Source organism: Pseudomonas sp. LBUM1647 (assembly GCF_059716175.1).
On the sequence record NZ_CP166809.1, the window covers coordinates 5,173,914 to 5,196,132 of the forward strand.

General features: G+C 59.4%; 25 protein-coding genes. 11 read left to right on the forward strand and 14 right to left on the reverse strand.

The window, feature by feature from the left end:
* From flgJ to ACA059_RS23810, 6 genes are all read right to left on the reverse strand, one after another.
* The gene (gene flgJ, locus ACA059_RS23785; protein ID WP_497631213.1) at positions 1–1,302 is read right to left on the reverse strand and encodes a flagellar assembly peptidoglycan hydrolase FlgJ; all 1,302 of its coding nucleotides are present in this window, start codon (positions 1,300–1,302) and stop codon (positions 1–3) included.
* Between the two features lie 11 nt (positions 1,303–1,313).
* Entirely contained in the window at positions 1,314–2,402 is a 1,089-nt protein-coding gene (locus ACA059_RS23790) for a flagellar basal body P-ring protein FlgI (protein ID WP_497634722.1), read from the reverse strand.
* A gap of 27 nt (positions 2,403–2,429) precedes the next feature.
* Positions 2,430–3,125 carry a flagellar basal body L-ring protein FlgH gene (gene flgH / locus ACA059_RS23795; protein WP_497631214.1) on the reverse strand — a complete coding sequence of 232 codons (696 nt, stop codon included), beginning with the start codon at positions 3,123–3,125 and terminating at the stop codon, positions 2,430–2,432.
* 52 nt (positions 3,126–3,177) lie between these two features.
* Positions 3,178–3,963, reverse strand: a complete 786-nt coding sequence (gene flgG / locus ACA059_RS23800; RefSeq protein ID WP_007920118.1) for a flagellar basal-body rod protein FlgG — start codon at positions 3,961–3,963, stop codon at positions 3,178–3,180.
* A 45-nt stretch (positions 3,964–4,008) separates the two neighbouring features.
* A complete protein-coding gene (locus ACA059_RS23805) occupies positions 4,009–4,749 on the reverse strand; it encodes a flagellar basal body rod protein FlgF (protein WP_056742140.1) in 741 nt (246 codons plus the stop codon).
* 287 nt (positions 4,750–5,036) lie between these two features.
* The gene (locus ACA059_RS23810) at positions 5,037–6,596 is read right to left on the reverse strand and encodes a sigma-54-dependent transcriptional regulator (RefSeq protein WP_497631215.1); all 1,560 of its coding nucleotides are present in this window, start codon (positions 6,594–6,596) and stop codon (positions 5,037–5,039) included.
* Positions 6,597–6,876: 280 nt separating this feature from the next.
* Between ACA059_RS23810 and phhA the strand changes: the two genes are divergently transcribed.
* The 6 genes from phhA to ACA059_RS23840 all read left to right on the forward strand — a co-directional run bounded on the left by phhA (position 6,877) and on the right by ACA059_RS23840 (position 11,264).
* Positions 6,877–7,668 carry a phenylalanine 4-monooxygenase gene (gene phhA / locus ACA059_RS23815; protein ID WP_497631216.1) on the forward strand — a complete coding sequence of 264 codons (792 nt, stop codon included), beginning with the start codon at positions 6,877–6,879 and terminating at the stop codon, positions 7,666–7,668.
* Positions 7,669–7,772: 104 nt separating this feature from the next.
* Complete coding sequence (locus ACA059_RS23820) at positions 7,773–8,129, forward strand: 4a-hydroxytetrahydrobiopterin dehydratase (RefSeq protein ID WP_129442142.1); 357 nt, start codon at positions 7,773–7,775, stop codon at positions 8,127–8,129.
* Positions 8,129–9,325, forward strand: a complete 1,197-nt coding sequence (locus tag ACA059_RS23825) for an amino acid aminotransferase (protein WP_497631217.1) — start codon at positions 8,129–8,131, stop codon at positions 9,323–9,325. The genes ACA059_RS23820 and ACA059_RS23825 overlap by 1 nt, the downstream gene beginning before the upstream one ends.
* Positions 9,326–9,554: 229 nt before the next feature.
* A complete protein-coding gene (locus tag ACA059_RS23830) occupies positions 9,555–9,686 on the forward strand; it encodes a hypothetical protein (RefSeq protein ID WP_008156098.1) in 132 nt (43 codons plus the stop codon).
* A gap of 75 nt (positions 9,687–9,761) precedes the next feature.
* Entirely contained in the window at positions 9,762–9,944 is a 183-nt protein-coding gene (locus tag ACA059_RS23835; RefSeq protein WP_074874481.1) for a hypothetical protein, read from the forward strand.
* 105 nt (positions 9,945–10,049) lie between these two features.
* Entirely contained in the window at positions 10,050–11,264 is a 1,215-nt protein-coding gene (locus tag ACA059_RS23840) for an MFS transporter (RefSeq protein WP_497631218.1), read from the forward strand.
* On the opposite strand, the gene arfB is transcribed toward ACA059_RS23840, so the two are convergent.
* Together arfB and ACA059_RS23850 are read right to left on the reverse strand one after the other, a co-directional pair.
* The gene (gene arfB / locus ACA059_RS23845; protein WP_008010994.1) at positions 11,261–11,674 is read right to left on the reverse strand and encodes an alternative ribosome rescue aminoacyl-tRNA hydrolase ArfB; all 414 of its coding nucleotides are present in this window, start codon (positions 11,672–11,674) and stop codon (positions 11,261–11,263) included. The two genes, ACA059_RS23840 and arfB, sit on opposite strands and share 4 nt — an antisense overlap.
* A 220-nt stretch (positions 11,675–11,894) precedes the next feature.
* Complete coding sequence (locus tag ACA059_RS23850) at positions 11,895–13,316, reverse strand: amino acid permease (protein WP_497631219.1); 1,422 nt, start codon at positions 13,314–13,316, stop codon at positions 11,895–11,897.
* A gap of 929 nt (positions 13,317–14,245) precedes the next feature.
* Here ACA059_RS23850 and ACA059_RS23855 point away from each other — a divergent pair.
* Positions 14,246–14,383: a hypothetical protein gene (locus ACA059_RS23855; protein ID WP_008156111.1), complete on the forward strand. Its 138-nt coding sequence runs from the start codon at positions 14,246–14,248 to the stop codon at positions 14,381–14,383.
* 69 nt (positions 14,384–14,452) lie between these two features.
* Positions 14,453–15,418: a M29 family metallopeptidase gene (locus ACA059_RS23860; protein WP_497631220.1), complete on the forward strand. Its 966-nt coding sequence runs from the start codon at positions 14,453–14,455 to the stop codon at positions 15,416–15,418.
* Positions 15,419–15,618: 200 nt separating this feature from the next.
* On the opposite strand, the gene rluB is transcribed toward ACA059_RS23860, so the two are convergent.
* From rluB to ACA059_RS23890, 6 genes are all read right to left on the reverse strand, one after another.
* Positions 15,619–16,917 (reverse strand): 23S rRNA pseudouridine(2605) synthase RluB, encoded by a 1,299-nt coding sequence (gene rluB, locus ACA059_RS23865; RefSeq protein ID WP_283190235.1) that lies wholly within the window; start codon positions 16,915–16,917, stop codon positions 15,619–15,621.
* A 120-nt stretch (positions 16,918–17,037) separates the two neighbouring features.
* On the reverse strand, positions 17,038–17,229 hold the full coding sequence (locus ACA059_RS23870) for a DUF1289 domain-containing protein (protein ID WP_497631221.1): 192 nt from the start codon (positions 17,227–17,229) through the stop codon (positions 17,038–17,040).
* Between the two features lie 162 nt (positions 17,230–17,391).
* Entirely contained in the window at positions 17,392–18,366 is a 975-nt protein-coding gene (gene scpB / locus ACA059_RS23875) for an SMC-Scp complex subunit ScpB (RefSeq protein WP_497631222.1), read from the reverse strand.
* An 11-nt stretch (positions 18,367–18,377) separates the two neighbouring features.
* On the reverse strand, positions 18,378–19,199 hold the full coding sequence (locus tag ACA059_RS23880; RefSeq protein ID WP_008156118.1) for a segregation and condensation protein A: 822 nt from the start codon (positions 19,197–19,199) through the stop codon (positions 18,378–18,380).
* Positions 19,200–19,829: an L-threonylcarbamoyladenylate synthase gene (locus tag ACA059_RS23885; RefSeq protein ID WP_033056081.1), complete on the reverse strand. Its 630-nt coding sequence runs from the start codon at positions 19,827–19,829 to the stop codon at positions 19,200–19,202.
* A gap of 13 nt (positions 19,830–19,842) precedes the next feature.
* Positions 19,843–20,706, reverse strand: a complete 864-nt coding sequence (locus ACA059_RS23890; RefSeq protein ID WP_095127806.1) for a PHP domain-containing protein — start codon at positions 20,704–20,706, stop codon at positions 19,843–19,845.
* Positions 20,707–20,793: 87 nt separating this feature from the next.
* Here ACA059_RS23890 and ACA059_RS23895 point away from each other — a divergent pair, with 87 nt between their 5' ends.
* The 3 genes from ACA059_RS23895 to ACA059_RS23905 all read left to right on the forward strand — a co-directional run bounded on the left by ACA059_RS23895 (position 20,794) and on the right by ACA059_RS23905 (position 22,215).
* Entirely contained in the window at positions 20,794–21,390 is a 597-nt protein-coding gene (locus tag ACA059_RS23895; protein WP_497631223.1) for a septation protein A, read from the forward strand.
* A gap of 1 nt (position 21,391) precedes the next feature.
* Positions 21,392–21,691: a YciI family protein gene (locus ACA059_RS23900; protein ID WP_008156126.1), complete on the forward strand. Its 300-nt coding sequence runs from the start codon at positions 21,392–21,394 to the stop codon at positions 21,689–21,691.
* Between the two features lie 110 nt (positions 21,692–21,801).
* Positions 21,802–22,215 (forward strand): SH3 domain-containing protein, encoded by a 414-nt coding sequence (locus ACA059_RS23905; protein ID WP_497631224.1) that lies wholly within the window; start codon positions 21,802–21,804, stop codon positions 22,213–22,215.
* Positions 22,216–22,219 lie beyond the last annotated feature (4 nt).

The window sequence follows — 22,219 nt, forward strand, 5'->3', positions numbered from 1 at the left end:
CTATAGAGGCGTGGTGGTAGCGCCCGCCGCAGCGTAGTTCTGGTAACTCGTCATCTGCTTGGCTATCTGCGAAATCTTGCTTGCGTAGTCCGGGTCGGTTGCGTAACCGGCCTTTTGCAACTCGCGCACAAACTGTTCTGGGTTATCGGCCGACTTCACAACATCTTGATAGCGATTGTTGGTTTGCAGCAGCGTCACAAGGTCATGGAAGCTGTCCTTGTAAGAGTCATAGGAACGGAACTGAGCCGTCTCCTTGACCATCTCGCCATTCCTGAATTCGCTGGTGATTGCCCGCGCCGATTCGCCTTTCCAACTGTTGCCAGCCTTGATGCCAAACAGGTTGTGACTGCTGCTGCCATCCTGGGCGCGCATGACCGATTTGCCCCAACCGGTTTCCAGGGCGGCCTGTGCCACCAGGTAACGCGGGTCGACACCAATGCGTTCGGCGGCCTCTTTGGCCATTGGCAGCATGGTGTTGACGAATTCGTCGGCGGAACTGAACGCTTTCTTCGCCGGTGCCAGCGGTATTTGAGCCATGGCACGACCATAAACCTGCAGGCGCCCGCTGGATGTCGCATCCGTTTGCGAAGCCAGCCAATCGCCGTTGTACAGGGGGCCAGAACCGGTCTTGGTGCTCTGCGGCATTTGGATATTGTTCTGCGCCGTCGTGGCGGTCGCGGCAGTGGTCGATGCCGACGGCACCAGCCCTGCGAGCAAGCGGTCGGCCAGTTTCGGCGGCAGCGCCAAGCGTCGCTGATTGATCAGCGCCATATCATTGCGATGAGTGCCCTCGCCCGCACTGGCCGACGACTTCACCGAGCGCGAAGCCCACAACGGACGCTCGCCATTGAGGCGCGACAGCGGCCCGTTGGTGGCGACCGTGCCGGCGCCAATCGGGGTTTCCACGGCGGCTTTCGCGGCAGCTTGCTTGGCGGCTGACGCGGCAGCGGCCTCGCCCGGGGCCAGCGGTTTGTTCTTCGACATCTGACGCATCAGCACGTCAGCCAGACCAATACCCCCCCCCTCACGGGACATGGAAACGGCCAACTGCTGGTCGTACATTTCCTGGTATTGCTTGGCTGCCGGCGTGTTGAGCGGATTGTCCTGGCCCAGCGCGTCGGTGGCCGAGCGCATGGACTTGAGCATTTCACCGAGAAACAGCGACTCGAATTCCTGCGCAACCTTGCGCATGTTCGCGTCACTGTCCTTGTCGCCGACCTTGAGCTGGTTCAAGCGATTGAGGTCCGAATAGGAACCCGAATCGTTGCTGCCGACCCCCAATCCGCCCTTGCGCATATCCATGGTCGCCGTCCTCAGATCACAATCAGGTCGGCTTGCAACGCGCCGGCCTGTTTCAGTGCTTCGAGGATCGCCATCAAGTCACCCGGTGCCGCGCCGACCTGGTTCACCGCACGCACGATCTCGTCGAGGGTGGTGCCCGGGCCGAACTTGAACATCGGCTTGGCTTCCTGCTGGGCGTTGACCCGCGAGCGCGGCACGACCGCCGTCTGCCCATTGGACAGAGGGCCGGGCTGGCTGACGATCGGGTCTTCGGTGATGGTCACGGTCAGGCTGCCGTGGGTCACGGCGGCCGGGGAAACCTTGACGTTCTGGCCGATCACGATGGTGCCGGTCCGCGAGTTGATGATGACTTTCGCCACCGCCTGACCCGGGTCGACTTCAAGGTTCTCGATGATCGACAAATAGTCGACGCGCTGGCTCGGATCGAGTGGCGCGCTGACACGAATCGAACCGCCGTCGATGGCCTGGGCAACGCCAGGGCCGAGCATGTTGTTGATCTTGTCGACGATGCGCTTGGCCGTGGTGAAGTCCGAACGGTTGAGGTTCAGCGTCAGGCTGTTGCCCTGGTTGAAACCGCTCGGCACCGAACGCTCAACCGACGCACCGCCCGGGATACGACCGGCCGACGGAACGTTGACAGTGATCTTCGAACCGTCACGACCTTCAGCGTCGAAACCGCCGACCACCAGGTTGCCCTGAGCGATCGCATAGACGTTGCCGTCGATACCCTTGAGCGGCGTCAACAGCAAGGTGCCGCCGCGCAGGCTCTTGGAGTTACCGATGGACGATACGGTAATGTCGACCTGTTGACCTGGCTTGGCGAACGCCGGCAAATCAGCACTGATCGACACCGCCGCGACGTTCTTCAACTGCACGTTGCCCGAACCCGCCGGCACCTTGATGCCGAACTGCGAGAGCATGTTGTTGAAGGTCTGCAGAGTGAACGGGGTTTGCGTCGTCTGGTCGCCGGTACCGTTAAGTCCGACCACCAGGCCGTAGCCGATCAATTGGTTGGAACGCACGCCGGAAATACTGGCGATATCCTTCAGCCGCTCGGCTTGCGCGTTGAACGCTGCGGACAGCATCAGGGCGGCCACCATCAGGTGTTTAAGATTCAACGTAGCCACCTAGAAAGGGAACAGCGGGCTGAGGAAGAAACGGTCGAACCAGCCTGGCTGACTCGCATCGGCAAATGCACCGGTGCCCGAATAGGTGATGCGCGCATCGGCGACGCGGGTCGACGACACAGTGTTATCGGTGGCGATGTCATCGGATCGAACCATACCGGCAATCCGCACCAGCTCATCGCCGGTGTTGAGGGTCAGCCACTTCTCGCCGCGCACGGCGATGATGCCGTTGGGCAACACGTCAGCAACCGTTACCGTGATCGAACCAGTCAGGCTGTTGCTCTGCCCGGACTTGCTGTCGCCCTTGGTCGCGCGGTCGCCTTCGTAACCGACATCCAGACTGAGGTTGCCGCTACCCACCGGATCGTTGGTGCTCAGGCCGCCCCCGAAAAACGAGCTCAGACCGATGTCGGTCTTGCTGTTCTTGCCAATTTGCGAGTTGGCGTTTTTGCTGGCCTGGGTGCGTTCATTCAGGGTGATGGTGATGATGTCACCGACCCGGAACGCCTTGCGGTCGCTGTACAGGTTCTGTTCGAAACCGGCCTGGTAGATCGAGCCGTTATTGGCGGCAGCCGGCAGCGGTGTGCGCGGCAACACCGGGGCGTAGTAAGGGTCATTGGGCTTGGGCGGCGGGGCAACGCAGCCCGCGAGCACGACGGCCCCACTCAGTGCCAGAACAGATACAAAGCGATTCATGACCCTACCTCACGGTGTTGCAGGCGACCTGATGGCCGCCTCATAGACTTGATTACAGATTCTGCGTTACGAACGAGAGCATCTGGTCGGCGGTGGAGATCACCTTGGAGTTCATCTCGTAAGCGCGCTGAGTGGTGATCATGTTGACCATCTCTTCAACGGTGCTGACGTTCGAGGTTTCCAGAGTGTTCTGCAGCGTGGTGCCGAAACCGGCCAGGCCCGGGGTACCGACTTGCGGCGCGCCGCTGGCAGCGGTTTCCAGGAACAGGTTGTTGCCCACAGCCTGCAGACCGGCCGGGTTGATGAAGTCGGCGGTTTGCAGGTTGCCGATCACCTGGGATGCCGCGTTGCCGGCAACGGTGATGGACACGGTGCCGTCGCGACCGACCGTGAAGGTCTGGGCATCATTCGGAATGACAATGGCCGGTTCCAGGGCGAAGCCGCTGGCGTTCACGATCTGACCGTTGGAGTCCAGGTGGAACGTACCGTCACGGGTGTAGGAAGTCGTGCCGTCCGGCTGCAGAATCTGGAAGAAACCGCGACCGTCGATGGCCATGTCCAACGGCTGCTCGGTGGTTTGCAGGCTGCCGGCGGTGAAGTTTTTCTGGGTGCCGACAATGCGCACACCGGTACCCAATTGCAGACCCGACGGCAGTTCACTGTCCTGGGTCGACTGGGCGCCTGGCTGGCGTTTGATCTGGTAGAGCAAGTCCTGGAACTCGGCGCGGTCACGTTTGAAACCCGTGGTCGACACGTTGGCCAGGTTGTTGGAAATGGTCGTCAGGTTGGTGTCCTGGGCGGACAGACCTGTTTTGGCAACCCATAGAGCCGGAAGCATTCGATTCTCCTCGTGCGCCTGTTTTACGGCGCGACGTTCTGATAATTAGCTGATCTGCAAGACCCGAGCCATGGCCTGGTCGTCTTCTTTGGCGGTGTTCATCATCTTGATGTGCAGCTCGAACTGCTTGGCCAGGGCCAATACCGAAGTCATCTCTTCCACGGCATTGACGTTGCTCGACTCAAGGAAACCGGACACCAGTTTGACGTCGGCATCGGCTTGCGCCGGCTTGCCATCCTTGGTGTGAATCGAACCGTCCAGGCCTTTGGTCATGTTCTTGAAGTCAGGATTAACCAGCTTGATGCGGTCGACTTCCGCCATCACGCGCGGACCTTCACCCATCGCACGAATACTGATGGTGCCGTCCTCGCCCACTTCGATTTGCTGCTCGGGCGGCACGGCAATCGGCCCGCCATTGCCCATCACCGGCATACCGTTGCCGGCCCGCAGCACGCCCAGGGCGTCGACGTTCAGGCTGCCGGTGCGCACGTAACTTTCGCCGCCGTCAGGGTTCTGCACGGCGATCCAGCCATTGCCTTGCACCGCGACATCGAGGTCGCGACCGGTTTCCACCAGTGCGCCAGGGGAGAAATCGGTGGCCGGACGTTCGGACAGGGCAAACGCACGCGCCGGAAAGCTGTCACCGAACACCGGCATCGAACGAGCCTGCTCCAGGTCTTTCTGGAAGCCGTTGGTGGAGATGTTCGCCAGGTTGTTGGCATGAGCCTTCTGCGCCAGTGCATTCTGGCTGGCGCCGGTCATTGCCACATAAAGGTACTTGTCCACACTCTTTCCTCTGCATGCCGGACGTTTGCCGCCCACTGCTGTACTGCTGAGCCATAAGCAATTTGCAGACCAACTTTTTTCTGGCGGCGCAGGGCCCGGCAAACAAAGGACTTGAGGGAGCCAGGAGGGATTGGAGAATTGTGTCGAAGACGAAAAACCGGCGGTGTTATGCCGCTTCGCGGCAAAGATCAGAAGATCGCAGCCTCGTTGCACTCGACAGCTCCTACAGTGAAACGCATTCCAATGTAGGAGCTGTCGAGTGCAACGAGGCTGCGATCTTTTAATCTTCAGCTATTGTCCTTACCAACGTCATACTCACGCAACTTATTGGCAATGGTGGTGTGGGAAACCCCCAATCGCTTGCCCAACTGCCGACTGCTCGGATGCTCGGAGTACAAACGCTCAAGCACCGCTTTCTCGAAGCGTCCGACAATCTCGTCCAACCCGCCCTCGAGCGAGAAATCGCCAAGTGGCTGACGCACGCCGTAGTCCGGCAGGCGAATATGTTCAGCCTTGACGGTCCCGCCCTCGCACAAGGAAACCGCCTGGAACAACACGTTTTCCAACTGCCGAACATTGCCCGGCCAGTGGTAATGACTGAGCCGTTCCATCGCCGCTGGCGCGAGTTTTGGCAGCGGGCAACCGATCTGCCGACTGGCCTGATCGAGGAAGTGTTCCACCAGCGGCGTCAGACCATCGAGGCATTCGCGCAGTGGCGGGATGTGCAGTGAAAGCACGTTCAAGCGGTGATACAAATCCTGGCGAAATTCACCGCGCGCGCACAACTCGGACAGGTCGACCTGCGTCGCGCAAATCACCCGCACATCCAGATAAACCTCTTCATCGCTGCCCACACGACGGAAGCAACCGTCCTGCAGGAAACGCAGCAATTTCACCTGTAACCGCGGGCTCATTTCCCCGACGCCATCGAGAAACAGCGTACCGCCCGCCGTCAGCTCCAGCAGACCGAGTTTGCCTTCGGCCCGCGCCCCTTCGAAAGCGCCGGGGCCGTAGCCGAACAGCTCCGTCTCAGCCATGGATTCCGGCAGGCCGGCGCAGTTGAGCGCCATCAACGGTGACTGCCCCCGCGGACTCGCCAGGTGGCAGGCTCGCGCCAACAACTCTTTACCCGTACCGGTTTCACCTTCTATTAATAGCGGCGCATCCAGCGGCGCCATGCGTCGGGCTTCGCGCACCACCGCGGCCATCACCTTCGAGCTTTGGAAAATGCTGTCGAAACCGCGCAACTCCTGCTTGCGAACGTTATAGATGCGCTCACCGACCCGGTCGGCGCGGTGCAGCGTGAGTACCGCGCCGGCCATGGCTTCGCTGTCGTCATGCTCTGATTGCAGTGGTGCGATGTCGGCGAGAAACACGTCGCCCTTGACCTTCACCCGCAAGCCGTTGATCCGTGACTTGTTGGCGCGCACCAGTTCCGGCAAGTCGAAATCCTCCGCGTAACGCGACAGCGGAATCCCCGGCACCTCATCTACCCGCACGCCGAGCAACTGCGCCGCGGCGCGGTTGGCCGCGACGATCGAGCCGCCCATGTCGATCGACAGCACCGGAAACTCCAAGGCGCCGAGCAACGCATTGAGCTCCATGTGCCGACGTTCGCTGGGCATCAGCCCTACACGCTTGACGCCGAAGACCCCGGCAATCGATTCGAATTTCGGCCGCAACGCCTGAAACTGAATGTTGATCAGGTTCGGGCAATGCAGGTAGATCGCGTTGCCATGCTCACCGCCGACCTCGCCGCGAGCGACGTTGATCCCGTACTCCACCAGCAGGTTGAGAATGTCGCGCAGGATACCGATGCGGTTCTGGCAGTGAACTTTGATACGCATATAAAGGCCCGAAACAGGAGAGATCGAGGGCCTGAGCCAGGAATTTTCTGCGCAGGCGCCAACTTTGTCGTCAAGATTATGTGACACCTGCACGCCATTTCAAACCCGGAAATACCAATCCCTGCGCCACAACAGCCATACCGTAACGAAAACTTTACGAAAATCGATGAATTTTCCTACGCACGGCGCGACTCGCGTGCTGCAACACTGCATTTCTTGAGGTATTTCTAGGTCCATAGCAGGACATAACAAGAACGAAATCCCCTAGCAGGAGAGCAGCATGAAGCAGACGCAATACGTGGCTCGCGAGCCCGATGCGCAAGGTTTTATCGACTACCCCGCCGAAGAACATGCGGTGTGGAACACGCTGATCACTCGCCAATTGAAAGTGATCGAAGGTCGTGCGTGCCAGGAGTACCTGGACGGTATCGAAAAACTCGGTCTGCCCCACGACCGCATCCCGCAACTTGGTGAGATCAACAAGGTCCTCGGGGAAACCACCGGGTGGCAGGTTGCCCGGGTACCCGCACTGATCCCCTTCCAGACCTTTTTCGAATTGCTCGCCAACAAGCAGTTCCCGGTGGCGACGTTTATTCGTACCCGCGAAGAGCTGGATTACCTGCAAGAGCCGGACATTTTCCACGAGATTTTTGGCCACTGCCCGTTGCTGACCAACCCTTGGTTCGCCGAATTCACCCACACCTACGGCAAACTTGGCCTGCAGGCTACCAAGGAAGAACGCGTGTACCTGGCGCGCCTGTACTGGATGACCATCGAGTTCGGCCTGGTCGATACGCCACAAGGCCAGCGCATCTACGGCGGGGGCATTCTCTCCTCGCCGAAAGAAACCGTTTACTGCCTGTCGGACGAACCTGAGCATCAGACCTTCGACCCGCTGGAATGCATGCGCACGCCTTATCGCATCGACATCCTGCAACCGCTGTACTTTGTCCTGCCGAACCTCAAGCGCCTGTTCGATCTCGCCCACGAAGACATCATGGGCATGGTCAAGCAAGGCATGCAGCTGGGTCTGCATGCACCGAAATTTCCGCCAAAACCAAAAGCTGCGTGATCCGTAGCTTTTAGAATCAAGTGAGCCTGTCAGGAGCCGACGCTTTGGTTTAGCGTGGTGACACTGACGGCCGATTTCCAATCATTCGATTTCAGGAACCCATCATGTCCACATTGAACCAAGCCCACTGCGAAGCCTGCCAAGCCGGCGCTCCTCAGGTCAGCGATGAAGAACTGCCGGTACTGATCAAGCAGATCCCGGACTGGAACATTGAAGTGCGCGACAGCGTGATGCAGCTGGAAAAAGTTTTCCTGTTCAAGAACTTCAAGCACGCACTGGCGTTCACCAACGCCGTCGGTGAAATCTCCGAAGCTGAAGGTCACCACCCGGGCCTGCTGACCGAGTGGGGCAAAGTCACCGTGACCTGGTGGAGCCACTCGATCAAAGGCCTGCATCGCAACGACTTCATCATGGCCGCGCGCACTGACGAAGTGGCAAAGGACGCCGAGGGCCGCAAATAATGCATTTCGACGCCATCGGTCGAGTACCCGGCGACCCGATTCTCGGCCTGATGGAGGCCTATGCGCAGGACCCCAACCCGCGCAAATTCGACCTCGGCGTGGGCGTCTATAAAGACGCCCAGGGCCTGACACCGATTCCCCAGTCCGTGAAGCTCGCCGAGCAACGCCTGGTGGATCGTCAGACCACCAAAACCTACATCGGCGGTCACGGCGAGGCGGCGTTTGGCAAGGCCATCAACGAGCTTGTGCTCGGTGCCGACTCTGCGTTGATCGCCGAACAACGGGCCGGCGCAACGCAAACGCCGGGCGGCACCGGCGCGCTGCGCTTGAGTGCCGACTTCATCGCTCAGTGCCTTCCGGGCCGTGGCGTGTGGCTGAGCAACCCGACCTGGCCGATCCACGAAACCATCTTCGCGGCAGCCGGAGTCAAGGTCAGTCATTACCCGTACGTCGGCAGCGATAACCGCCTCGACGTCGAAGCGATGCTCGCGGTACTCAATGAAGCGCCGAAGGGCGATGTGGTGCTGCTGCACGCCTGCTGCCATAACCCGACCGGTTTCGATCTGTCCCATGATGATTGGCGCCGGGTGCTGGACGTGGTGCGCAGTCGCGATTTGGTGCCACTGATCGACTTCGCCTACCAGGGCTTCGGTGATGGCCTGGAACAGGATGCCTGGTCGACCCGGTTGTTCGCTGCCGCGTTGCCGGAAGTGCTGATCACCAGTTCCTGCTCGAAGAACTTCGGCCTGTACCGCGACCGCACCGGCGCGCTGATTGTCTGCGCGAAAACCGCTGACAAGCTGGTGGACATCCGCAGCCAACTGGCCAACATCGCCCGCAACCTGTGGTCGACACCGCCGGATCACGGTGCTGCTGTGGTAGCGACCATCCTCGGTGATCCAGAGCTGAAAAGCCTCTGGGCCGACGAAGTGGAAGCCATGCGTTTGCGTATCGCCCAACTGCGCAGCGGTTTGGTTGAAGCGCTTGAACCTCATGGTTTGCGCGATCGCTTTGCGCACATCGGCGTGCAGCGCGGGATGTTTTCCTACACCGGTTTGACGCCGGAACAGGTCAAACAGCTGCGTGATCATCACAGCGTTTACATGGTCAACTCGGGCCGGGCCAACGTGGCCGGGATTGATGCGACGCGCCTGGATCTGCTGGCCGAAGCTATCGCTGAGGTGTGTCGCCCTTAAAAGATCGCAGCCTTCGGCAGCTCCTACAGGATGTACGCCAATCCAATGTAGGAGCTGCCGGAGGCTGCGATCTTTTTGTGTCACTGCTGTAGACCTGTCTAGACAATCCCATCCGTCGCAACAATTGGATATAAAAGTCTATTTGTCATTTCTTCTGCTGTATCCTCCCCAAGCTTTTTAAAAGCGCGGATCTACCAGATCTATTAACAGACTTTGCGAGGAGCGCGATATGCACGAGATCCCTAATCTCCCCTTCCCAAGCCTGCACGAAACTGAGCAGACGCCCACGCAACAAGCCGGTGCCCAACAGCCCGAGCCGAAAGAAGCCACTGAACGCCGCAAGGCCGACAGCGAAGACTGATTCACCTGCAATGCCAGACCGTGTGGAAAGCGCTAACATGCGCTTTCCACACCGCCTGAACCCTTGAGCCCCACCATGACCGACGACTTCAGCGAAACCCAAGCCAGCGTTCTGATCGGCACCACCGAGAAGATGATCGAGATCTGGAATCGCCTGTCCCCCGAGAAACGCGCCGCACTGCTCGCCCGTTTCGGCAGCGAAGAAAACGCCCTGGCCGCCCTGGTCACCACGCACCTGGTCGCTCCCGCCAAACCCTGATTCATCCCCGCCCGGCAAATAGTTTTACTTTTTCCACGACCCGCAGCCGTTCGCGCCGCTATCATAAGCAGCCTATCTATCCTGCTTCCCCGTGGATCTTTACCCATGTCTGAAAACCAGCGCCCCCTGGTGGTCACGCTGCAAGTCGTTTCCATCGTCCTGTTCACCTTCATCGGCTACCTGAATATCGGCATTCCCCTGGCCGTGTTGCCGGGCTACGTCCACAGCGATCTGGGCTTCGGCGCCGTCATCGCCGGCCTGGTGATCAGCGTGCAATACCTGGCCACCCTGCTCAGCCGTCCTTATGCCGGGAAAATCATCGACAACAAGGGCAGCAAACTCGCCGTGATGTACGGCCTCGCCGGCTGCGGTTTGAGCGGCGTGTTCATGCTGATTTCGGCCTGGACCCAAAGCCTGCCGACCTTGAGCCTGATCAGCCTGTTGATCGGCCGTCTGGTGCTCGGCAGCGCGGAAAGCCTGGTGGGCTCTGGCTCGATCGGCTGGGGCATCGGCCGGGTAGGCGCGGCGAATACCGCCAAGGTCATCTCCTGGAACGGCATCGCCAGTTATGGCGCACTGGCGGTCGGCGCACCGCTGGGCGTGCTGCTGGTCAATCAATTGGGTTTGTGGAGCATGGGCGTGAGCATCGTGTTGCTGGCCGTCCTCGGTCTGGTGCTGGCCTGGCCGAAGACCGCTGCGCCGATTGTGATCGGTGAACGTTTGCCGTTCATGCATGTGCTGGGGCGCGTGCTGCCACATGGTTGCGGTCTGGCGCTGGGTTCCATCGGTTTCGGCACTATCGCGACTTTCATCACCCTCTATTACGCCACGCAACACTGGGACAACGCGGTGCTGTGCCTGAGCCTGTTCGGTGCCAGTTTCATCGGTGCGCGGCTGCTGTTCGGCAACCTGATCAACCGCCTCGGCGGCTTTCGCGTGGCGATTGCCTGCCTGTCGGTGGAAACACTGGGGCTGTTGCTGCTTTGGCTGGCGCCGGACGCTCATTGGGCATTGGCCGGTGCGGCGCTAAGCGGGTTCGGTTTCTCGCTGGTGTTCCCCGCGCTGGGGGTGGAAGCGGTCAACCTGGTGCCGGCCTCAAGTCGTGGCGCGGCAGTCGGGGCTTATTCGCTGTTCATCGATTTGTCGCTGGGGATTACCGGGCCGCTGGCCGGTGCGATTGCGGCAGGTTTTGGCTTTGCCTCGATCTTCCTGTTCGCTGCGCTCGCCGCGTTGAGCGGTCTGGCACTGAGTGTTTACTTGTACCGGCAGGCGCCGAAGCATCTCAATGAAAAGTACCGGGAAGAGCGCCAAGCCCGCTAGAAATCGACCTTGCCACGCCCGGCCTTGATGCTGCCGCGCTTGGTCTTGGATTCGAGCCGACGCTTCTTCGAACCGAGGGTCGGTTTGGTCGGGCGACGTTTCTTTTCGACCTTGGTGGCACTGAGGATCAACTCGGTCAGCCGTTCCAGCGCATCTGCGCGATTGGCTTCTTGCGTGCGGTATTGCTGGGCCTTGATGATCAACACCCCTTCGCTGGTGATGCGACTGTCACGCAGCGCCAGCAGCCGCTCCTTGTAGAACTCAGGCAAGGACGAGGCCGGAATGTCGAATCGCAGGTGCACCGCGCTGGAGACCTTGTTGACGTTCTGCCCACCGGCGCCCTGGGCGCGGATGGCGGTCAACTCGATCTCGGCATCCGGTAGGTGCACGTTGTTGGAAATCACCAGCATGGAAAAGCGTCCGTATTCAGAACGCGCAGGATACCGCGAATAGACTGAAGGAATGCTGCCCCTGTGGGAGCGTGGCTTGCCCGCGAAGAACGATGACGCGGTATGCCTGATGAACCGCGGCGCCTGAATCGCGGGCAAGCCACGCTCCCACAGGGATTTGTGTAAATCCCGAAAACAACAAACCCGGCACATGGCCGGGTTTGATGTTTCTGCGTTTACGTTATTTCACTACGGAACCCGCAGCGTCCAACGCATGCCGGTCGCGACGCTTGTTCTTGATGCCGTAGCAAATCCACATGAACGCGACCCACACCGGAATCGCATACACCGAGATCTGGATGCCCGGAATCAGCAGCATGACGCCCAGAATGAACACCACGAACGCCAGGCAGATGTAGTTCCCGTACGGGTACCACAGGGCCTTGAACAGCGGCGTCTGTTTGGTCTTGTTCATGTGCTGGCGGAACTTGAAGTGCGAGAAGCTGATCATCGCCCAGTTAATCACCAGGGTGGCAACCACCAGCGACATCAACAGTTCCAGCGCGTTTTGCGGGATCAGGTAGTTCAGCAATACGGCAATCAATGTCACCGCCGCCGAAGCAAGGATCGAACGCACTGGCACGCCGCGCTTGTCGATCTTCGACAAGGCTTTCGGCGCATCGCCCTGCTCGGCCATGCCCAGCAGCATGCGGCTGTTGCAGTAGGTGCCGCTGTTGTACACCGACAGCGCCGCGGTCAGGACCACGAAGTTGAGGATGTGCGCAGCGGTGTCACTGCCAAGCATCGAGAACACTTGAACGAACGGGCTGCCGCTGTAGGAATCACCCGACGCGTTCAGGGTCGCCAACAGGCTGTCCCATGGCGTCAGCGAAAGCAGGATAACCAGTGCACCGATGTAGAAAATCAGGATCCGGTAGATCACCTGGTTGATGGCTTTCGGGATCACGGTTTTCGGCTTGTCGGCTTCAGCTGCAGTGAAACCAAGCATTTCCAGGCCGCCGAAGGAGAACATGATGATCGCCATGGCCATCACCAAACCGCTGACGCCATTCGGGAAGAAGCCGCCGTGGGCCCACAGGTTGGTCACCGACGCTTGCGGGCCGCCGTCGCCGCTGACCAGCAAATAGCTGCCCAGGGCAATCATGCCGACGATGGCCACGACCTTGATGATCGCGAACCAGAACTCGGCCTCACCAAAGACTTTGACGTTGGCCAGGTTGATCAGGTTGATCAGCACGAAGAAGCCGGCTGCCGAGACCCAGGTCGGAATGTGTGGCGCCCAGTAGTGGATGTATTTGCCGACCGCGGTCAGCTCCGACATGCCCACCAGAATGTACAGAATCCAGCAGTTCCAGCCCGACAGGAAGCCGGCGAAACCGCCCCAGTATTTATGGGCGAAGTGGCTGAAGGAACCGGCCACAGGCTCTTCGACGATCATTTCGCCGAGCTGACGCATGATCATGAAAGCAATGAAGCCGCAGATGGCGTAGCCGAGGATCATCGACGGGCCGGCGGATTTCAGTACGCCGGCCGAGCCGAGGAACAGCCCGGTACCGATCGCGCCACCGAGGGCGATCAGTTGAATGTGGCGATTCTTCAGGCCGCGTTTCAGCTCGCCTGAATGCGAGTTTTGTCCACTCATGAAAAGGGTCTCACGCAAGGTTTGATGATGTTCGTTAGACGTTGCTGCTCGGTTGCGATTTCAAGCAGCGCCGATCAAACCCCAGCGAAGGCAAAAGGAGTTCAGCGTTTTTACAACGGTCATGCGTCACCTGTTTGTTTTTATCTGTGACGAAATCGAACCCGACACGCTTGTGGCGCGGCGGAGTGAACAAGGCGGATAGCCTTGAGGTTTGCGCAGATGCGCAGGAGGTCACAGTTAAAACGCGGCGCATTGTACACCTGTAACCCCCTGCTGCCAGACACTGCTGGATCAGCGTGTCATTTGCCGGGATTGCCTGTGTCCGCCTCGAGGGTTTCGAGCGGCTGCAAAAATTGAGTCAGACCTTTGCGGGTCATCGACGGGAGCGACGGAAAAATCGCTCCACGGGGGAGATGGAGATGAGTCACGGCGTACATTGCGCCTCCTTCTTGTTATGCACCTGCACGACAGGCATGGGGCGCATCTCACCCTTCAACCGCGCCTGAAACAAGCGGGCCAGAGCCCTGCGGAAGGGTTAATTGGCTATTAGGCGGAAAGTTTTCCTTACATCCCTTCCGCAAGCGTCAAACCAAGGGCTTTGAGGCTTGATTTCGTCAGTATTTCTTTACATGCCGTAACGTAAATTTGCCGAATCAGATCTGGCTGTAGGTTGACTGCAAATTGACGGTAGGACGTTTCCTTAGGGAAAGGTCGAGTTAGTTTTTTGTTTTTTATTAACAAATTGCTTAATTAAAAACAGAATAAAAAGTCCAAACAAATCTTATTTGATTATTTTTTTGCATTTTAAAAACCTGTGGACTAGGTTTTCAGCGACTTGCCGAGACGCATCAATCAGCAAGTTGGCGGGTTATTCAATGACTGAAAACGCGCCGCAGCACTTACCGAAAAAGTCATCTAGGAGATTCACAATGCAAGCACTTGAAAAAGACTTGGAAACTGAACTGCAACTGGACGATTGGTTTGAAGCACCAACCCATGACGCCGCCGTTGAAATGATGCAAGCCGATGCGGTTGTTCCGTTCGGCACGGCGATGTGGCCTCTGTAAGACATTCCGGCAGGTACGATCCGGCCGGTTGTGCCTGCCACTTTTTCTCGGTTTGTCAGGGAGGACTACATGGATAAGCAACGCGCCATTTCGCATTTCCTTTACTACCTCGAACATCACCCTGCCTTTGCCGGCATCAACCCGGCGAAGGTCTTGCTCGGCCACACGGCTGATTACCAGGCACTGACGGGCGCCATCGCCGAACAGGCCGGTGCCAGCCCACGGTTCAGTTTCAACGCGATGCGACTGGATCTGGAGCCCACGGAATTGCTGGCCCAGGCGATTGCCGACAGTGATCTGTACATTTTCTTCTACGACTCTTCCACCCTGCCCAACCCACGCCCCGACGGCCCGGATTTTGTCCGCGCGCTGCAAGGCGTCATGGCCGAGAACTGGAAGAAGTCGCTGCTGTTCAAGGATTACGGCGATTACTTCTACGACACGTTCAGTGTCACCCCGCAGCGCATTGCCGGGTTGAACAGCCACTTGATCCAGCGCATGTCCCATGCCACCACGTTAAGTTTCAAAGATGATCACGGCTCGTGGTTCGAAACACCGTTGAGCAGTATCAAGAAGTGGACCGACATCAACGGTGTCGGCAACTTCGATCTGGCGCCTGGTGAAATTGCCACATACAGCGAGGCCATTAACGGCAGGGTCAAGTTCATGGGGACTTTTCTCAGCACCATTCCATTTGCCCGCAAATACGGGGTGCTGGAGTCGCCGCTAGAGTTGTGGATCGAGAACTCGACCATCAACAAAATCGCCACCGAGGTGCCGGGGCTGGAACATGACTTCAACAAGTACCTGGAGGCCAACCCATCCAACCGGCGCATCGAGGAGTTGGGGATCGGCACCAACGAAGGCGTTAAAGCGTTGTATGCGCGCAATGCCGGGTTTGAGGAGCGCCATTGCGGGCTGCATCTGGGATTGGGTGGTGGCGCGAAGGGTAGCCATCATCTGGACCTGATCTTCTCCAGCGGCGTGTTGGCGTTGGACGATGAGCCGTTGTTTGATGGGCGGTTTGTCTTTTAATCGCGAAACGGCGGTGTTGCTACTGCCGCCTTCGCGAGCAGGCTCGCTCCCACAGTGGACCGAGATCTCAGGGAGGAATGCGATCTAATGTGGGAGCGAGCCTGCTCGCGAAGAGGCCCGAACAGTCACCACCTTACTTAAAGTCAGACGAAAAAAAACGCCAACCCGAAGGTTGGCGTTTTTTATGCGGCGCTTACCAATTACTCAGGCTTGCGACGACCGAAGCCTGGACGCTGGCCCGAACCGGCTGGCGCACCACGGCGTTTACCCGATGGAGCGTCCTTGTCGACCAGAACGATGCCTGGACGCTTCTTCGCCGGTGCCTTGGCCGGGCGCTTGGTGTCGGAAGGACGGTCTGCCACCGGCGTACCGCGACCCGACTCACCACGAGACTCGCCACGACCGGCTGGAGCACCGCGATCACTGCGACCACCGCTTGGTGCACCACGGCCTTCGCCGCGCTCGGTGCGACCATTGGCCGGACGCGGCGTGCGTGGACCGCGCTCGCCATCAGCGCGTGGCGCTGCTGGTTTGCGGGCTGGACGCTCGCCTTCGATTTGCGGTTCACGGGAGTCACGCGGCGTAGCAGCGGTCTGGTTACCGATGGCTGGACGCAACGAACGCACGCGCTCGGTCTTGCCCATCGGACGCGACGATTTACGCTGCATGCGGTCGAGCTTGTCTTTGCTCTTGGCGTTCATCTGCGGCATGGCCACCGGGGTCAGGCCGACTTCAGCACTCAGAATGTCGACTTCGTACTGGCTCATTTCGCGCCAGCGGCCCATCGGCAGGTCGGAGTTGAGGAACACCGGACCGAAACGCACGCGCTTCAGACGGCTGACCACCAGGCCCTGGGATTCCCACAGACGACGAACTTCGCGGTTGCGACCTTCCATCACCACGCAGTGATACCAGTGGTTGAAACCTTCGCCGCCTGGCGCCTGCTTGATGTCGGTGAACTTGGCCGGGCCGTCTTCGAGGACGACGCCTGCTTTCAGGCGCTCGATCATCTCGTCATCGACTTCGCCACGCACACGTACCGCGTATTCACGGTCCATTTCGTAGGAAGGGTGCATCAGGCGGTTGGCCAGCTCACCGTCGGTGGTGAACATCAGCAGACCGGTGGTGTTGATGTCCAGACGACCGATGTTGATCCAGCGACCTTCTTTCGGGCGCGGCATCTTGTCGAACACGGTCGGCCGGCCTTCCGGATCAAGGCGGGTGCAGATTTCGCCGTCAGGCTTGTTGTACATGATCACGCGGCGTACCGACTCGGCGGCTTCTTCGCGCTTGATCACCTTGCCATCAATGGTGATGGCGTCGTGCATGTCGACGCGCTGCCCAAGGGTGGCGTCTTTGCCATTGACCTTGATGCGGCCGTGGCTGATCCAGGCTTCTACGTCACGGCGCGAGCCGACGCCGATACGGGCGAGGACTTTCTGCAGTTTCTCGCCTGCTGGGCCGATTTCCTGGTCGTCTTTCTGGTCTTTGATACTCATCTGGGCACCTCCCGGTGTGGTCTGTAAAACTGGGTACTTGGCGAAGGGATCGCCGAAGGGTCGCGAATCATACGCTCATGGGAGCGTTCGCGCATCAGAGACTAGCTGATCAATGGCGACTTACTTATTTTTCCGCCGACCGGTGGCGCCGAGTTTGATTAGCCGCAGCGACGCTTCGGCCAGCACTGTGCGCTTGTCGATCTTGTCGAGTTTCTTCCACGCCTTGATCTCACGCTTGCTGCGGCCACAGCCGATGCAGATGTCGTCGGTGAATTTGCAGACGCCGATGCAGGGGTCTTTGGTTGAGCTCATTACCAACTCCAGGAAACACCACAAACCTTTGTGGGAGCGAGCTTGCTCGCGAAGAGGGAGTGTCAGTCGACATCATTTTTGCCTGACCCACCGCTATCGTCGGAACGCCGCCCGGAGCAAGCTCGCTCCCACAGGGGATATTCAGTGTCCACAAGATTCGGGTCAGTCGTCGAATTCGCGGCGTTCGGCCTCGATCGCTTCGGCGAGGGCCCGGGCTTCGGCTTCTTCGTCGGTCAACTCGGGCTTGTGTTGTTCAAGGGCGGCGACAGCGGCCAGGAGTTTCTCGCGAGCTTCGGCAACACCAAGCACATCATCTTCCTGCTCTTCTTCGACTGTGGCTTCGGGCTCGACCTGAAGTTCAACTTCGATTTCAGGCTCGGGCTCGGGCTGATCCAGGATCACTTCGGTCCCGGTCACCTCGCCATCGCGCAACAGATCGTCGAAGTCGGTCTTGAGCCCCTCCTCCATGGTGTCCAGCTCCAGCAACAACGTGTGGAAACTGGTTTCTTCCTTCGGCTCTTCCGGCTCGGCGCTGGCGTCGGCCAACTCCTGCAGTCCGGCAGGCACCGGCGCGTCGTCGAAGTCGAGCACTGGATCAGGCTCAAGCTCGCGCAATTCGGCCAGCGGTGGCAAATCGTCGAGGTTTTTCAGGTTGAAGTGATCGAGAAAGGCCTTGGTGGTCGCGAACATCGCCGGCTTACCCGGCACGTCGCGGTAGCCGACGATGCGGATCCACTCGCGCTCCAGCAAGGTTTTGACGATGTGACTGTTGACCGCCACGCCCCGCACGTCTTCGATCTCGCCCCGGGTGATCGGCTGGCGATAGGCGATCAGCGCAATGGTTTCGAGCATGGCACGGGAATAGCGCTGCGGCCGCTCTTCCCACAAACGGCCGACCCACGGCGAGAACTTTTCGCGGATCTGCAAGCGATACCCGGAGGCCACTTCCTTCAGCTCGAAGGCCCGGCCATCGCAGGACTTGGCGAGAATCGTCAGGGCTTTCTTGAAGACCGGCGGCTCCGGCCGCTCACCCTCTTCGAAGAGTTCGAACAGGCGTTCAAGCGATTGCGGTTTTCCCGAGGCCAACAGAAAGGCTTCAAGCAGTGGCGCCAGCTCGCGGGGTTCAGTCAGGTTCATGATTCAACTCGTTATTCGGCTCGGGCCCGCACGTGGATCGCTGCGAACGGCTCATTCTGCACCAGCTCGACCAAGGATTCCTTGACTAGTTCGAGGATCGCCATAAAGGTTACCACCACCCCCAGACGTCCTTCTTCAGCGGTGAACAGCTCGGCAAAGGGCACGAAACCGCCGCCCTTGAGGCGCTCCAGCACATCGCTCATGCGTTCGCGGGTGGACAGAGCCTCGCGGCTGACCTGGTGACTTTCGAACATGTCGCCACGGCGCAACACTTCTGCCATGGACAACAACAGCTCTGAAAGACGCACGTCTGGCAACAGCTTGCGTGCCCGGGCTTCCGGGGCGTCGAGCTTGGGGACTACCACGTCACGACCCACACGGCTCAGGCCATCGATGCCTTCGGCTGCGGCCTTGAAGCGTTCGTACTCTTGCAAGCGGCGGATCAGTTCGGCGCGAGGGTCGTCTTCTTCGGCCTCGATCGTTTCGGCACGCGGCAGCAGCATCCGCGATTTGATCTCGGCCAGCATCGCGGCCATGACCAGGTACTCGGCGGCCAGTTCCAGACGCACCGACTGCATCAACTCGACATAGCCCATGTACTGACGGGTGATTTCCGCCACCGGGATGTCGAGGATGTTGATGTTCTGCTTGCGGATCAGGTACAGCAGTAAGTCGAGGGGACCTTCGAAGGCTTCAAGAAAGACTTCAAGCGCATCCGGTGGAATGTACAGGTCCAGCGGCATTTCCATGACCGCCTGGCCATAGACCATCGCGAAGGGCAGCTCTTGCTGGGCTCCGGCCTGACTATCGACAACGGGTTCTACTGCAGACATCTACGCCTCGGCCATGAACGGCGTCGGGTCGCCGCAACCAACGCGGATCACTTCCGGCTCGCCGTCGGCAAGGTTGATCACGGTGGACGCCTTGATCCCGCCGAAACCGCCGTCGATGATCAGGTCGACCTGATGCTCGAGCAACTGACGCATTTCGTAAGGATCGGTCATCGGGTCGGTGTCGCCGGGCATGATCAGCGTCACGCTCATCAGCGGTTCGCCGAGTTCTTCCAGCAGTGCCAGGGCAATCGGATGGCTCGGTACGCGCAGGCCGATGGTGCGTTTTTTCGGATGCAACAACAGGCGCGGGACTTCGCGGGTGGCGTTGAGAATGAAGGTGTAAGGTCCCGGCAAGTGAGCTTTAAGCAGGCGGAAGGTGCCGGTATCGATCTTGGCAAACAGCCCCAGTTGCGACAGGTCGCTGCAAATCAGCGCGAAGTTGTGCTTTTCGTCCAGCTGTCTCAACCGGCGCACGCGCTCCACGGCATTCTTGTCGCCGATCTGGCAACCAATGGCGTAGGACGAGTCTGTGGGATAAATCACCACCCCGCCGCTGCGGATGATCTCGACAGCCTGTTTGATTAGGCGCGCTTGCGGGTTTTCCGGATGAATCTGGAAAAATTGACTCACATTCTCTACCTGTTCAGACGGCGGCAATAATTGGGTCATGTTTGAATCGACACCACAGTGGTGGCAGATCCTCCGGGAGCGGGCGGTACTCACCGATCTCGGACCAGCCTCCAGGGCCATGAAAATCACTGCCGGCGCTGACCAGCAGACCGAACTCACGGGCGAGAATCGCCAGGCTGCCCACTTGCTCGGCGGGCTGATGGCCATTGACCACTTCGATCGCGTGGCCCCCTGCTTGAATATAGTCGGCAATCAGCCGGCGACGTTTGCTGCGAGTGAAATCGTAGTGCCACGGATGCGCCAGGCTGACCCAGGCCTTGGCGGCGCGCAGGGTTTCGACCGTGTCTTCCAGGGTCGGCCAGTGTTGCTTGACGTCCCCCAGCTTGCCGGCGCCCAGCCATTTGCGGAACGCTTCGGCGCGATCCTTGACGAAACCTTCACGCACCATCCAGTCGGCGAAATGCGGGCGGGCCGGTGCATTGCCGCTGTCGCCCAGTTCCTGCTGAATGGCCCGGGCCCCTTCCAGCGCTCCCGGCATGCCTTTAAGCGCCAACTTGCGGCTAATTTCTTCGGACCGTAACCAGCGGCCATCGTGCAATTTTGCGATGGCCTCGACCAACGGTGCAGCGTTGACGTCGAAACCATAGCCCAGCACGTGAATGGTCGCCCCGCCCCAGGTGCAGGACAATTCGACACCATTGACCAATTGCATCCCCAGCGCGGTCGCCGCACTGCGAGCCTCGTCGAGGCCTTCAAGGGTGTCATGATCGGTCAAGGCCAGGACTCGCACGCCTTTCTCGAACGCACGCGCAACCAGTACCGCAGGCGCGAGAGCGCCGTCGGAGGCCGTGCTATGGCAGTGCAAATCAACATTCACAGGACTTTTGTACCTCAAATCAGCTGGCGCTATCGCGCGCCCATATGTTTGTTATTATGCCGCCACATCCTGCTTCTGGCTGCCACTGTGAAACAATTCATCGATTTCATCCCGCTTCTGCTGTTCTTCATCGTCTTCAAACTCGATCCCCGGGTCGTCGACATTGCCGGCCACGAGGTAACTGTAGGCGGTATTTACAGCGCCACCGCCATGCTGATCATCAGCTCCCTGGTGGTTTACGGCACGCTGTTCATCAAGCAGCGCAAGCTGGAGAAGAGCCAATGGCTGACCCTCATCGCCTGCCTGGTCTTCGGCAGCCTGACCCTGGCGTTCCACAGCGAAACCTTCCTGAAATGGAAAGCCCCGGTGGTGAACTGGCTGTTCGCCCTGGCGTTCATTGGCAGCCACTTCATCGGTGAGCAACTGCTGATCAAACGCATCATGGGCCACGCGCTGACCCTGCCGGAGCCGGTCTGGACCCGCCTGAACATCGCCTGGATCGGGTTTTTCCTGTTTTGCGGTGCCGCCAACCTGTTCGTCGCGTTCACCTTTCAGGACTACTGGGTTGACTTCAAAGTCTTCGGCAGCCTGGGCATGACGCTGCTGTTCCTGGTCGGCCAGGGCATTTACCTGTCCCGCCACCTGCACGACGCCGATACCACAACGCCAAAAACCGAGGACTGACATGCTTTACGCAATCATTGCCACAGACGTCGCCAACTCCCTGGAAGCCCGCCTGGCCGCACGGCCTGCACACCTTGAGCGCCTGCAAGTGCTCAAAGGTGAAGGTCGCATCGTTTTGGCCGGTCCACACCCGGCAGTCGACAGCAATGATCCGGGCGCTGCGGGTTTCACCGGCAGCCTGATCGTCGCCGAATTCGACTCCCTGAGCGCCGCCCAGGCTTGGGCCGACGCCGATCCGTATATCGCCGCAGGCGTCTACGCCAACGTTTCGGTCAAGCCGTTCAAGCAAGTCCTGCCGTAATATCCCTCCAGCGCGATGAACCTTATCGGCTCATCGCGCGCTCAACGCTCATTATTCTCGTTTACCGGCCGACAACCTGCCCAATACTCGTATTGGAATCAGGAGTGGCGATGCGCAAAGGTCCGTTGTGTCTGATGTTGGTGACGTTATCGATCGTGGCCCCCGCCCACGGTGAAGAAAGCGCCGAGGGCGGTAATTCCACGCCATTGTCCCTGAGCGCCGGCAGCCAGATCACCGAGTTGCAGCAGCGCTTGAAGGTAAGCGAACAGCAACGAGAAGTACTGAGCAAACAACTGCAAAATACCGATGCCGAACGCGAAAGCGCCCAGCTGAGCCGGTTGCGCCAAGAGAATCAGCGCCTCAAGCTGCAACTCAAGGAAGCCCAGGCCAGCAGCCCGATGCCGCGTCTATTGACCGATCAGCAACAGTGGTTCGTCATCGGCGCCGCAGTAGCGCTATTGGCGCTGCTCTGCGGTATCTTCGCCAGTGGTGCCACCAGAAAACGTAGGCAATGGCTAAATTGAGTGA